At 51.3% G+C, this 12,567-nt stretch carries 12 protein-coding genes; 7 read left to right on the top strand and 5 right to left on the bottom strand.

The window, feature by feature from the left end; translation table 11 throughout:
- Positions 1–27: 27 nt before the first annotated feature.
- The gene (locus tag SY83_RS04580) at positions 28–897 is read right to left on the bottom strand and encodes an RNA polymerase sigma-70 factor (protein ID WP_068604672.1); all 870 of its coding nucleotides are present in this window, start codon (positions 895–897) and stop codon (positions 28–30) included.
- A 15-nt stretch (positions 898–912) separates the two neighbouring features.
- Positions 913–2,208 carry a phytoene desaturase family protein gene (locus tag SY83_RS04575; RefSeq protein ID WP_068604670.1) on the bottom strand — a complete coding sequence of 432 codons (1,296 nt, stop codon included), beginning with the start codon at positions 2,206–2,208 and terminating at the stop codon, positions 913–915.
- 99 nt (positions 2,209–2,307) lie between these two features.
- Between SY83_RS04575 and SY83_RS23750 the strand changes: the two genes are divergently transcribed.
- From SY83_RS23750 to SY83_RS04565, 3 genes are all read left to right on the top strand, one after another.
- Complete coding sequence (locus SY83_RS23750; RefSeq protein ID WP_082882724.1) at positions 2,308–2,508, top strand: type II toxin-antitoxin system RelE family toxin; 201 nt, start codon at positions 2,308–2,310, stop codon at positions 2,506–2,508.
- Between the two features lie 174 nt (positions 2,509–2,682).
- The gene (locus SY83_RS04570; RefSeq protein ID WP_068604668.1) at positions 2,683–3,063 is read left to right on the top strand and encodes a GntR family transcriptional regulator; all 381 of its coding nucleotides are present in this window, start codon (positions 2,683–2,685) and stop codon (positions 3,061–3,063) included.
- 20 nt (positions 3,064–3,083) lie between these two features.
- The gene (locus tag SY83_RS04565) at positions 3,084–4,193 is read left to right on the top strand and encodes a DUF1648 domain-containing protein (protein ID WP_068604666.1); all 1,110 of its coding nucleotides are present in this window, start codon (positions 3,084–3,086) and stop codon (positions 4,191–4,193) included.
- Positions 4,194–4,739: 546 nt separating this feature from the next.
- Here the strand turns inward: SY83_RS04565 and SY83_RS04560 are convergent.
- Positions 4,740–5,822 (bottom strand): saccharopine dehydrogenase family protein, encoded by a 1,083-nt coding sequence (locus SY83_RS04560; protein WP_068604663.1) that lies wholly within the window; start codon positions 5,820–5,822, stop codon positions 4,740–4,742.
- Positions 5,823–5,970: 148 nt separating this feature from the next.
- Here SY83_RS04560 and SY83_RS04555 point away from each other — a divergent pair, with 148 nt between their 5' ends.
- From SY83_RS04555 to SY83_RS04540, 4 genes are all read left to right on the top strand, one after another.
- Positions 5,971–6,354 (top strand): winged helix-turn-helix transcriptional regulator, encoded by a 384-nt coding sequence (locus SY83_RS04555; protein ID WP_068604661.1) that lies wholly within the window; start codon positions 5,971–5,973, stop codon positions 6,352–6,354.
- A 224-nt stretch (positions 6,355–6,578) separates the two neighbouring features.
- The gene (locus SY83_RS04550; RefSeq protein WP_068604659.1) at positions 6,579–7,385 is read left to right on the top strand and encodes a hypothetical protein; all 807 of its coding nucleotides are present in this window, start codon (positions 6,579–6,581) and stop codon (positions 7,383–7,385) included.
- A gap of 11 nt (positions 7,386–7,396) precedes the next feature.
- Positions 7,397–9,283 carry an FAD-dependent oxidoreductase gene (locus SY83_RS04545; protein WP_231891376.1) on the top strand — a complete coding sequence of 629 codons (1,887 nt, stop codon included), beginning with the start codon at positions 7,397–7,399 and terminating at the stop codon, positions 9,281–9,283.
- A 78-nt stretch (positions 9,284–9,361) separates the two neighbouring features.
- A complete protein-coding gene (locus SY83_RS04540; RefSeq protein ID WP_068604655.1) occupies positions 9,362–10,195 on the top strand; it encodes a helix-turn-helix domain-containing protein in 834 nt (277 codons plus the stop codon).
- An 82-nt stretch (positions 10,196–10,277) separates the two neighbouring features.
- On the opposite strand, the gene SY83_RS04535 is transcribed toward SY83_RS04540, so the two are convergent.
- On the bottom strand, positions 10,278–11,237 hold the full coding sequence (locus SY83_RS04535) for a D-2-hydroxyacid dehydrogenase (RefSeq protein WP_068604653.1): 960 nt from the start codon (positions 11,235–11,237) through the stop codon (positions 10,278–10,280).
- A 15-nt stretch (positions 11,238–11,252) separates the two neighbouring features.
- Complete coding sequence (locus SY83_RS04530; protein WP_068604651.1) at positions 11,253–12,410, bottom strand: glycerate kinase; 1,158 nt, start codon at positions 12,408–12,410, stop codon at positions 11,253–11,255.
- Between the last annotated feature and the right edge of the window lie 157 nt (positions 12,411–12,567).

Genomic DNA, 12,567 nt, shown 5'->3' with positions numbered 1-12,567 from the left:
ACTATCCTTGGTTTATTTGGTTAATAATTACCCCTTCAAATGCCGCAATTTATCGGGGTTGGCCACCGCGTAGATGTTCTGGATCTGATTCCCGCTCCAAGCGAACGAGTAAACATAGGACTGTTGTTCATCAATAGTCAAAATCAGTCCCGGCGAGCCGTTAACCGTTGTAAACGTACACGTGAATTTCCCCGTGTACATCTTCCGCAAACTCTGCATCAATTGAATTACGCTGGCAGCTCCGTATATAGGGACACCGGCAGCTTTGACTTTCCCGCCTCCATCCGAATAGAACACAACATCCTCGCGAACCAGTTCCAGAATCTTGTCGATGTTTCCATTCATAATAGAATCTACAAACTCTTTCACTTTGGACTCCAGGACGGACACCGACGGCTGCTCGGCAGGCTCATAATGAATACTGTTCTTGGCGCGGCGGGCGATCTGGCGGCAGTTCGGCACGCTTTTGCCCAGCATATCCGCAATTTCTTCATAAGAGTAGTGGAACACTTTGCGCAGCAGAAACACCGCTCGTTCCGTAGCGTTCAGTTGTTGCAGCAGAAGCAGATAGGCTGTGGAGATGGATTCTTCCTGCAGATACTGCACGGAAGGGTCATCCGCCCGGTCTCTCAAGTCCAGCAGCGGCTCCGGGAGCCATGGCCCGACATACACTTCGCGCTGCTTAGCCGAAGAGCGGATGAGATCTATGCAGCGATTGGTAACCATCCGGCACAGATAAGCTTTCTTATGCTCAATCTCCTCGTTATTCGGCAGCCGTTCAAAGGTGATGAACGTCTCCTGCACCATATCCTCCGCATCCATCACACTGCCTAACATCCGGTAGGCCAAGGAAAACAGCATAGGCTGATAAGCGGTATAGATCGTTTCCGTACTCATTCATGCACTTCCTCTCTATGCGGTGACAGTGATTGCGTGCTCTGCCGCTACAAGATGTTCAACGGCTCGTTTGGCACTCGCCACCGATGCGTCGACCAGTAATTCTCCGTGGGAAGCCCAATCCCCTGCTACGTAGAGTCCCTGGATCTCCGGTACAGCAGGACCTGGATTTACGACCCGCTTCATATGCGGAAAGTCATGCACAACGGTCATCCGCGGCAGGTACTGTCTGGCTACCAGCACATCTCTCCAGCCGGGTTGGGCAAGGTCCAGCACCCGCTCTAAATCTTGTTCATCCTGCTTCGCATCCGTTTGCGGACCTTGATATTTCAGCAAGCATACCGAGTAAGCCCCGTTATCGCTGAGGATAGCTGCGCGCGGTTTACCGCTGCGAGATTGATTCGTGAGAAAGACAGGGAGATCCAAGCCATAGATGAAGGAATGCTCCGGCTTCGGAAGACGGCTTAGTCCCACATCCAGACAGGCCGCAGTCACAGGAATCGCTTGCTTGACCCAAGTGTCCAGGGCGGTCCGATCCGCATGGGGCACCAACTTATGAGCCACTGACGGCGGTATGGCCATAATCACATGCGTTGCCTCAATGCTGCGTCCGTCTTCGTCTAGAATCGACTGCACTTTCCCGTTCTGATGTTCCACGGAAACGACTTTACAACCGGTGACACAGGTTACGCCGGATTGAACGGCAAGCTCCCGAAGTTGTTCCACGAGGGTTCCCCAACCGCGGTCCACGTACAGCACGCCTTGCAGCGAATGTTGCAGTTGCTTAAGAACGGGGCCCGCCGACTGCAATTCCGGCGCGACTACATAGCTTGCTGTTCGCAGCAAAGCGTAGAACAGGTTTCGTAGCATAGGATCGCGCAGCTCTCCTTCAATCCAATCCCGTACACTGATTCGGTTCCACACACTTGTGTCCGCTTTACCCAGTTTCGCGAGCCATTTGGCCAACTCCAGCTTGCCTTTCCACGACAGAAGCGGCGTTTGAAATAAGGAACCGACACTCATCGGCATCGTCCGTAACTCATTCTTCCATAACCCATGAGCATCTACGGAAGGGGCGCTTCCCTCCAGCCGCAACCCCAATTCCTTAAACGCATCGTAAGCTTCGCCCTTATATAGCGCATGTCCCCCAAGATTGAAATACATCCCTTCCTTCTGGTTCGTGGCCGCTCTTCCGCCCATCTGCTTCTGCTGTTCCAGCACCATGACCCGCTTCCCCGCTTGCGCCGCATAGATCGCAGCCGTTAATCCCGCGATCCCTCCGCCTACGATCGCTACATCCGTTCTTGTCATTTCAATCATCCTCTCCGCGTGTTTGAACATGTAACGACTGAGGGGGTGATTCTGTGACAAGAATGACTTTTATTATGGTGAAATAAACAAGACGCGACTATTCGCCGCAGAATACGTGATGCGCTCATAGAACTTGCTGAAAATCCATTTCATGCCTCTGAAGTAAAGCGCTTAAAAGGAAGGCAAGGACCGTTCAGGAAACGGGTCGGTGATTATAGAATTATTTATGAGATTGTTGATAAACAACTGATCATCCTCGTATTGAAAATTTCGAGTCGAGGGAATGCATATAAAGATTAACATGCTAATTACACAATCTAAGCTAATAACAATAGAAATAGAGCAGTACGAAACTAATGAATAGTTTTGTACTGCTCTATTTCTGTTGAACATAGTAAAGATATTGTATTGACTGGTGTACAGATCTGTTATACTATATGTATAACAAATATAACAATTTATCGAGGTGTGGCCGTGTATCTTCAACTGAATCTGCAATCGGAAGTACCCATATACACGCAAATTTTGCACCAGATTATGGAAGGCATTGCCAGGAAAGAGCTTAAGCCCGGGGAGCCCCTGCCTTCCGTACGCAGCCTGGCGTCCGACATCGGCGTGAACTTGCACACGGTGAACAAAGCCTACAACTTGCTGAAGCAAGGCGGATATGTTCAGGTTCACCGCAAAAGCGGGGTTATCGTCAACCCGGATCCAATCCCGGCCGCCACGGAAGAGGACCTGGAGCGCATCCAAGCCGAACTGCGGCCGCTGATCTCCGAAGCGATCTGCAAGGGGTTGTCCGAGGATGATTTCGAGAAGCTTTATAGGGCGGTATATCGGGACATTTTGAACTAAGAACAAGGAGGTTGGTCTGCATGAGTCTGATTGTTATCCTGATTCTCTGCATCATCTATATTCCAACGGTGGTACTGCTATCCTTTACGCCCTATTTAACCCGTAAGACCGAGAGCTTCGGTGTATCCGTTACCGAGGAGATCTATCATTCTCCCGAACTGCGCCGTATGCGGAAGCGATATGCCTGGACGAACGGCCTTGGCAGCATGCTGATTCCGGGTTCTCTGATCCTGTTCCATACGTTATTGAGTTTAAGCGAGACTGGCCAAATGATCCTTCTCCTTGTGCACATTTTCGCGCTGACCCTCTTCTCCTTCTTACTTTACACTTGGTTTCATCGCAGAATGAGGGTGCTGAAAACAGCTCAAAACTGGATGGATCCGAAGCTTCAACGGATCGTCGTCAACATGAACAGGAAGACGCCCCGTTCGAGGTTGTCCGCCCTGTGGTATATCCCCCATATTCTCGTAGTGGCGGCAACGGTTGCTACCGGGCTGTTGTTCTATGATGATTTCCCTGCGAAGCTGGTTATGAAATTGGATCTGAACGGCCAACCCCTGCGGATTGAGGATAAATCGTACAGAAATATTTTGTTCCCGGCGGCTGTCCAAAGCTTCATCCTCATAATGCATATCCTGATCCACTACTCCATCACCCGCGCCAAGCAGCAGATTGACCCCGCCGATCCGGAAACCTCCCACATGCGCAGCGTGCTGTTTCGCAACATCATGGAACGCTACATGTTCATTATCGGATTCCTGCTCGTGAGTTTATTTTACTTTGTTCAGCTGAACTTCCTGTTCACATGGGATCATACCATTGTCATTTCTGTTTCACTCGGGATCGTTGGCATCATTCTGATTTACAGCATCTGGCTGTCGTTTACAACCGGCCAAGGCGGCAGCCGCATCAAGCTGCCCCGGGACGGTGAGCAGACCGGTAACATCCAGGTGGATGACGACCGCTTCTGGAAGCTGGGTGTATTGTACTACAACCCCGAGGACCCTTCCTTGTTTGTTGAAAAAAGATTCGGCGTCGGCTGGACCGTCAACAATGCCAGGCCAGCGGTGTGGGTAGTCAGTGCGGTAATCGTGGCGATCCCGATTCTGTTAGCGGTGTGGTTAGTGTGAGACGCGTTGCGGCTGCGGCGGTCGCGGTTTGATGGCGGCGTATTCCGCTGTGGTGACGGTGGTGGTTGAGGTTGCGGTTCGGCGGTGGTCGCTGCTATGTCTGCGGCGGCCGCGGTTTGGTGGTGGTGGAGTATTCCGCTGTGGTGACGGTGGTCGTTGAGGTTGCGGTTCGGCGGTGGTCGCTGCTGCGGCGGTCTCGGCCGCAGTTTGGTAGTGGTCGCGGTGGTCACGGTTGCGTTTGCGGTGACGGTGGCGTTTGCTGGGCTTCCGTTGCAACTTTGGCCTCCACTGAGGCGCCGCTCCTGGCCGGAAACGATCGACCTTAGCCCGCTAAGGAATCTCAGACACGCTAATTGCCCGTTTTTCGTCCCATTTCTATTCTAAGGAACTCCAGTCACCTTATTTTGCTATAATCAGCATGAATCAGGGTTATCTCAACCTAATAGCGTTGCCTCAGTTCGTTACAATTCCACCGTTGCCCGATTCGTCAATTTAGCGTTAACTGGGTTCCTTAGATTGGATGAGTACCAGCTTAAAGTCAGCGCGTTATAACTGGTGACCGAGCACCGCGCTCCGGGGATCGCCCGCGGAAATCACGTCGAACGTCAGATGACTCGGGGCCAGGGACTGCAAGAAGTTCAGCGCATCGAACATGGAACCAGGCGCAAGAACACCGCGTTCTTCAGCCTCGCCGCCCAGGATGCGCAATGTCGCTTCGACAACAAGCGGCGCTGTAAACGCATAGATATCGCGACCCTGCGCAATGACACGCCGTGTTTCCGTCCCCTTGCGGACAACTACATCCACCATGAAAATTTGCGCTGAACGTCCGGTGTCGTCGGATGGCGTCGGCGGCGGGGTAGATGAATCGCGCAAATCGCGCAGCGGCGTTAAATTCAAATAAGAGTGAAGTGCGGAAACCTGCACATGCCGCGGGATCAAGACGGTTTCAGTAAACGGCAGTTCAACAATCTCCTGAATGCCGAAAGGTTCGGGAAATTGCCATGAAGCCGTCGGCGCCGGATCAGGCAGTTGCGCCAGCTTTCCGTCGGTAACATGTAGCCTGCGATGTGTGTTGCGTTTTCCGGTTAGACGCGTTCCCTGAGTCGGCTCCCAGCTGTCCAAGGCAATGGAGATATTAATCTCGTCCACCTCGGTCCAGTCCCCTATCGCGGCGGTGGCCAACATATCACCCAACCCTCCGTAAAATCCCATGGCGGGTACGGCAATGATACCGGCGTCGCGCGCAGGAGTTGCATATCGTTCAAAGAGCTCCAGTGCGCTCATCTGCTCTGCTGTGACATCCAGATAATGAATGCCCGCCCGCAAAGCCGCCTCCAGAACAGGCACCGCCGTATCCAGGAACGGACCGGCGCAGTTGATGACGGCCGCGCTGCCTGCAAGGGCCTGATCGAGCGACGAGGAACTATTAATCGTGGCGACTCGCGTCTCCACGCTGCGATCTTGAAACCCTGACGCAGACAAGCGCTTCTCATCGCGCGCGATTGCAATCGGCGTTAACCCGCGGCGCAGCAATTCTGTAATGACGAACTGACCCGTATGGCCTGTGGCTCCGAATACGGCGACGGTGTGCCCGCCTTTGCGGGTTGCAGAATGGGAATTGAACATGGTTATTTCGCTCCTTTTGTACGGACAAGTCAGTTAAAACCTGCTTACCGCCTTATATGACTTCAGTATAAGTTGTATACTGAAATATAGTAAGTACGCACATTCAATGCATATAGTATCAAGGAGTATACTATTAGGAGTGATCGACATGAGAAATCGAAAGATTGAATTTGATGATTCTTCTAACTTTGAAGGATGTCCTGTGGAAATCACATTGGATGTCATCGGCGGTAAGTGGAAAGGTCTCCTCCTATATCATCTCATTGACGGCACAAAACGGTTCAATGAGTTTCGAAAATTGGAGCCTAATATGACTCAGCGTATGGTTACTCTACAACTAAGAGAATTGGAGCGGGACGGCATCATTCATCGCGAGGTATATAAAGAGATTCCTCCCAAAGTAGAATATTCTCTCACGGAGTTTGGGAGAACTTTGGAGCCTATCATACTGCTGATGAAGGACTGGGGCGAACAACATAAAGACAGAGTGCGAAGTTTGCAAACAACAGTTATCGCAGGGGAAGAAATATAGCCGATAGCTATGCACGCAAAGAAGATCCGATCCTGATCACAGGATCGGATCTTCTTTGCGTAACAAGCCTTTGATATGAGTGGAGAATCCTCCATATTTCAACTTGGATCGTCCATTTACTCCTGGTGGACCCGGCGTATAATGGAGCATATATCACATCCTAACCCCCCTGATAACTTGATATCTAAGCATTTCAGGGGACACAAAGCAGGAGGGTTTGGCATATGCAACAAGTTGACCACGTACCGAATTTGATTATAGGAGCGTCCATGCTGGGCCTGGGGCTGGCGTCCGCCAAGGGGGCCGAAGCCGTGGTGCTGGAGTCCGGCAACAGCGTCGGCAGCGAGTTTATCCGAAGCTTCAAGATGAACCGCCCGTGGATTTCCGCGGAGAAATCTTCAACCAGCCGGGAGATCCGTGAAGAACTAATGCTTCGGAACATCATGAGTGAAGAAGGCAGCCTCCACCTTCCCGGGTTAATGCCTGTCATGATTAAGCACATTAAGGAACACCGTCTCCAAGTGAGAATGCAGTCTTCCATTGTAGACGTCAGCAGGCAGGAAGGGAAATTTAAGGTATTGTACTATGATGCCTCGGGACTCAGGAGCATAACAACAGACACTTTAGTGGATACTTCTATCCCCTGCTCCACCAAGCCAGAATGCCTTCGAGTGAAGGCAAAGAGCCTGAATGTCATGATCAAGGGAAAGACGAAGGACTTAGATGCTGCCGAGATCGAGGGATATGAAACTCGACGCGGCCGGTTTGATTCCGAAATCTTCCTCCGATTTCCGCTGGATCCCCATGAAGACTGGATTTCAGCAAGGAACAGACTATTCCAATTCTGGTTGAATCGGCCGCTTTCGCTGCAGCCGTATGCATTCGTCACACATGCGGAGGAATTTGATATAGAGTACGAGGACAGTTGCCAACAGATCGCTCCAGGATGGGAATGGCTTCCCTCGGCTTATTACGCATCCCCTCTTGAAGCCTTCGATCAAGGCTTCCATTATGGGAAAGGGGGCTTCTAATCATGCAGCTCATGGAGAAACGGGATGGCCGCATTATAGCTTTACCCGCAGACGGTGTATTCGAGAAGCATTATGATGTCATAGTGGTAGGGCTTGGGACAGCGGGTTCCATGGCTGCCATTGCCGCGGCCAGAAAAGGCCTTAGCGTGTTGGGTATTGAGCGCCTGAATTGCATGGGAGGGACAGGAACTGTCGGCGGCGTCGTGGGGTACTACTATGGGAACCGCGGCGGCATATTTGAGGATATCGACAGTCAGGTTGCTGCTTATCAGAGGCAGGACGATTTCGCCCCGTTCCAAGGAGTCCATGCTGAGATCAAGAACTGGATTATGGATACCCAAGCAGTAAAAGCCGGTACGGAGGTAAGCTACGAATCGTTTGTAATCGGGGTTTACCGGGATGAGCACAAGGTCAGAGGCTTATGCTGGGTGTCCCCGGCCGGTATTCACCGGACCTCAGCAAGCGTTGTTATAGACAGTACGGGCAATGCGGAGGTTTGTGAACTTGCCGGTTGTGCATTGGATATGGGACGAGAGCTTGACGGAGAATGCCAGCCGTTCTCGAATGTTCAGATGAAGCTCTACCCGAACGGAGCGGTGGGCAATTTCTATACCGATTCCGGCTACATTCATGTTGCGGATCCCGACAGCGTGACCCAGGCGATTATCGACTCCAATCTGCTCGGTACGCATCTGCAAGAGACTTTCACCGGGGAAGCGCTCCTGCTCAAAACGGCTGCTTTACTGGGGATTCGGGAGAGCCGCAGAATCGTCGGTGAAGAACGGGTCACGTTTGCGGATGTGCTGGAGGACCGATTAACTGCGGAGCCTGTATTCTTTGGCTTCTCCAATCTGGACAATCACGGAAAAGATATGGCATTCGAAAGCGAAAATCAGCAGGATTGGCTGGTCGCGGCGAGTCTGTTCGGACCAAACATGAATGTTCCGGTTCCTATGGGGGCGTTAATTCCCCAGGGGTTTGACGGATTGCTCGCGGCGGGACGCTGTATTTCGCTGGATCACGATATTGCCTCCGCGATCCGTCAGAAGAGGGATATGGAAAAATCCGGTGAGGTTGCCGCCAATATCGCCTACCTGGCCATTCGGGATCATGTGCATGTCAAGGAAGTTCCCTATGCCAAGCTGAAGGAATTACTGGTCGAGACGAAATGTCTGAAGGTCGGGCAAACTTTGGAATTCCAAGAGATTACTCCCCAAGAGGACCATGAACGGAAGCCGATTCCAGCTTCCAAGTGGCTGACAGATCCCCAAGCCATTAAAGAGGGCCTCTCAGGTGATAAACCGGGGATTGCCATCTGGTCAGCGAAGCGATTGGGCGGCTCTATCATAGCTTCTTTAAAGGAGTGGACAGATCAACACGACGAGCCTCTGCTCCGGAAGAACAGTGCGCTTGCACTGGGCTTAATGGGGGAAAGCGCATCCCTGCCCGTCCTGCGCGAAATTGTTTATTCTCGGGATTTATATTTGCCGCGAACCAGCCGTAAATACAACCAACCTCATCTCTTCGCGGCTATTTATTTACTGGGGCGTCTGAAAGACCTTGAAATCATGCCTGAGTTAATGCGCTTCATGAGAAATGAAACGTTCATGGAGACGCTTGAGGCTGACAGCAGCAATGATGAGTTTATTTTTGACCGGACAGAACTGTATTTCCAATTTTTCAGCTTTTCCATGATGGCCGCCCTGCGGATTGCTGACCAATATGAAGAGTGGAGACCGCAGATCGACGAGGTTGTTACCGGAAGGTTCTCCGATCCGAATTTCGAATTGATCATCACCCTGAAGACTCACATTAAAGAGGCCAATGGGTTCCTCAAGAACAAGATGAATGAACGTGTTCATCGTATATACAGCGCTTATACAAGCCGTTGGAATTGACCTTGATTCGATTGGCGTAGACTTTATAATGGTAGAGTAGCGCTCTAATGTTTCATGCTTACGCATGGAGGGATCAGGATGGACCAGGATTTTATGAATCGTTTCACCCCCCGGATTCATGATATATTGTTCCGGGATGAGGAGCATTGGCGCAGTCACGCCTATCAAGTGACCATCCACTCCACCAGGATGTGCAATCTGGGTTTTGTCGTCCGGGGATATGGCGTTTTGGAGGTTAACGGGAATTCCTATGATTTGGGCCCCGGATGCTATTACCAGATTTCACCGCCGGGCAGCAGCATGAAATTTACGACGAATGAAGCCAATCCGCTGCTATACGTTGCCGTGCATTTCGACTATCGGCTGGCGCAGTGGGAAGGAATGTCCATTTCCTCCAAGGAATCCGGATCCGGGATCCCTATGCCTCATATGCTGGCGCTGGATCCCGTGTCCGGGGCGGAGGAGCAGTTTCGCAGGCTGCATCAGTTATGGAACGGGAAGCAGCCCGGGTATGAATGGCGGTCCCGAATTCTCCTAATGGAGCTGCTGGGTGGGATGGAGAAGAAACAAGCGGCTCCGTCGTTGGCGGTACTGAGAGCCGAGGAAGCCATCCGAAAGGCCATAGAGCACATACATGACCATTACAAGCAGCCTGTCAACCGGGACCAGATGGCGCGTATTTGCTCCATGTCCGTCAGTTACTTTGCCTTATTATTCAAGAAAATATCGGGTTACAGCTATGTGAAATATGTGCATAAGGTCCGAATGGACAAGGCCAAAATTCTCCTGCTCAGCGGACTTGCTCCGATATCCGAGGTGGCGTCCGAGGTAGGTTACGAGGACCCCCTTTATTTCTCCAAGCTGTTCACTCGCGAAGTTGGACTGTCCCCCAGTGCATATCGCAAGGGATAGCGCAAAGGATGACATCCCACAGAAAGACCTGCCGCAGGACGCATGCGCCAGGTCTTTTGGGTTCCAATTTTCACGATTTATTTTATAAATTAACCACATTAATCAGTGTCCCCGCCTGGAACTGACGCACGTTCTCAACAGCAGCGTCCATCAGGTTCTCGCGCGCCTCTTTACTTGCCCAGGCAATGTGCGGTGTTATGATGCAGTTTGGTGCGTGTAACAGCGGATTATCCGGATGAGGAGGCTCTACAGACAGTACATCCAAAGCGGCGCCTGCAAGCTCTCCGTTATGGAGCGCATCGGCAAGGTCCTGCTCCACAATAATCTGTCCTCGTGATGTATTGATTATATATGCTGTAGATTTCATAAGCTGAAGCCGATCTTTATTGATCAATTCGAATGTATCCGGGGTAAGTGGGCAATGCAAACTTATAACATCGGAACGTGTCAGCAGCTCCGGCAACTCCACCCATTCTATACCTTCGACAGGCGCAGGTGATCTGCGTCCACTGCCTACAGCAATGACCTTCATCCCAAAAGCGCGGGCGATCACCGCTGTTTGGTTTCCGATTTTACCGAGCCCGATCAGCCCGATCGTTTTGCCAGCCAACTCCATTAATGGTGTGCACGTGAAGCTGAAATCGGGGCAGTTAGCCCATGTTCCCGAAGCAACGGCAGAAGCATGCTTCCCTACCTGCTGAGCGAGCTCAAGAATCAGCGCAAATACGAACTGTGCCACGGAATTCGTCCCATAAGCAGGCACATTGGTCACGGGTATCCCGCGTTTGCGGGCTGTTTCCACATCAACGATATTGTAGCCGGTGGCTAGAACGCCTATGTAACGAAGCCGGGGCAAGTGTTCCAGTGTTTCAGCTGTTAGAGGTGTTTTATTGGTCAAAATGATATCTGCGTCTTGAGCTCTGGTTAGGATCTCTTCGGATGCGGTTCGATCATAAACGGTTACATCACCTAAGGTTTGCAGATGTGCCCAACTAAGGTCATTTTGCTGCAAGGTATATCCATCTAGCACAACAATGTTCATGGGGAAGAACTCCTTTTATCTGAATTTTCGACTGGCATCAATTAACCGTGCCACATTTCGTGTACATTGCCGTAATAGATTCTCAGCCTCTTGCATACAGTGTGCGAGTGTCGCCGGTTTATTCACTGTGGCAAAACAACCGGCAAAATGAGCGTACAGCGACTCGACGCCTTCACCGTGACTGCCGGAAATAAGCACCGCAGGCTTTCCAGACTCCGCTGCCAATGTGCTCACATAGCTGGGAAGCTTGCCGCAGAGCGTTTGGTAATCGCTCCTGCCTTCCCCTGTCAGGACCCAATCGCTTTCCCGGACGGCATTCTTCAGCCCCGTCAGTTCAGCAACTTTCTCAGCTCCCGGAACGATACGTCCACCTATGATTTGTAGAGCGAAACCAAGTCCTCCCGCTGCGCCGGAGCCAGGGGAAAGCAGGAGTGATTGATCAGAATCGCGGCCGTTTCCAACCTCCAGCAGTCTTCCATATCGAACCATAGCTTGATCTAACGGCTCAATCATCTCGGGAAGGAGTCCCTTCTGCGGACCAAAGACATGCGTGGCTCCGGATGGACCCACTAAAGGGTTGGTTACATCACTGGCAATGATTAGCTCGGTATCCATAATACGGCGATCCATTCGGCTCCAGTCGACAGAAGCAACTCTTAGCAAATCCGCGGCGCTGCCGGATAATTCATGTCCCAGCTCATCGTAAAATTGTACGCCAAGGGCAGCCAGCATTCCCATACCGCCGTCATTGCATGCGCTTCCTCCCAAGCCTGCGACAACATGCCGGATTCCTTGGTCGAGTAAAGCAACCAGCATATCTCCAAGTCCCCTGCTGGACACCATTAACGGATCCCTATGCCCCTCATCTACCATCGTTAATCCGCAAATATTGGCGATCTCAACTACCGCCTCAGGTTGTGCCCCATGCGCATGTAGTTTTCCGTAATGTGAAATCACCTTACTTCCATGGGGGCCCGTAACAGACACAGGAATCAGGTCTCCTCGACCGGCGCCAATTACGGCATCGATCGTGCCCTCCCCTCCATCCGCCATCGGAATGATTCTAACTTGGGCGTCTGGAATTTCTTCCACTATGGCTTGCGACATGATGTTTCCGACCTGTAGAGAAGTCAGGCTGCCTTTGAAGGAATCCGATGCGATAAGAAATTTCATATGGGCTGACCTCCTATCCGATTACCGATAAATTGATCTTAGAGTATAATTTTCATAAAGTCATTAGCACATATGCACAACAAATGCATATTAAATTATGATAATTTTTGTATAATACTCACAACTACTCACATATAAACACTCATTCGAGGTGAAC

This window comes from Paenibacillus swuensis (assembly GCF_001644605.1).
Lineage (GTDB): Bacteria > Bacillota > Bacilli > Paenibacillales > DY6 > Paenibacillus_N > Paenibacillus_N swuensis.
The sequence above is the reverse complement of the archived record's forward strand: the minus strand, read 5'-3'. Positions and strand labels throughout refer to the sequence as shown.

Excerpts from the sequence above, each read along its gene's own strand:
- SY83_RS04580 (WP_068604672.1), bottom strand. The coding sequence starts at position 897 with ATGAGTACGGAAACGATCTATACCGCTTATCAGCCTATGCTGTTTTCC.
- SY83_RS04575 (WP_068604670.1), bottom strand. The coding sequence starts at position 2,208 with ATGACAAGAACGGATGTAGCGATCGTAGGCGGAGGGATCGCGGGATTA.
- SY83_RS04565 (WP_068604666.1), top strand. The coding sequence starts at position 3,084 with ATGAGTCTGATTGTTATCCTGATTCTCTGCATCATCTATATTCCAACG.
- SY83_RS04560 (WP_068604663.1), bottom strand. The coding sequence starts at position 5,822 with ATGTTCAATTCCCATTCTGCAACCCGCAAAGGCGGGCACACCGTCGCC.
- SY83_RS04555 (WP_068604661.1), top strand. The coding sequence starts at position 5,971 with ATGAGAAATCGAAAGATTGAATTTGATGATTCTTCTAACTTTGAAGGA.
- SY83_RS04550 (WP_068604659.1), top strand. The coding sequence starts at position 6,579 with ATGCAACAAGTTGACCACGTACCGAATTTGATTATAGGAGCGTCCATG.
- SY83_RS04545 (WP_231891376.1), top strand. The coding sequence starts at position 7,397 with ATGGAGAAACGGGATGGCCGCATTATAGCTTTACCCGCAGACGGTGTA.
- SY83_RS04540 (WP_068604655.1), top strand. The coding sequence starts at position 9,362 with ATGGACCAGGATTTTATGAATCGTTTCACCCCCCGGATTCATGATATA.
- SY83_RS04535 (WP_068604653.1), bottom strand. The coding sequence starts at position 11,237 with ATGAACATTGTTGTGCTAGATGGATATACCTTGCAGCAAAATGACCTT.
- SY83_RS04530 (WP_068604651.1), bottom strand. The coding sequence starts at position 12,410 with ATGAAATTTCTTATCGCATCGGATTCCTTCAAAGGCAGCCTGACTTCT.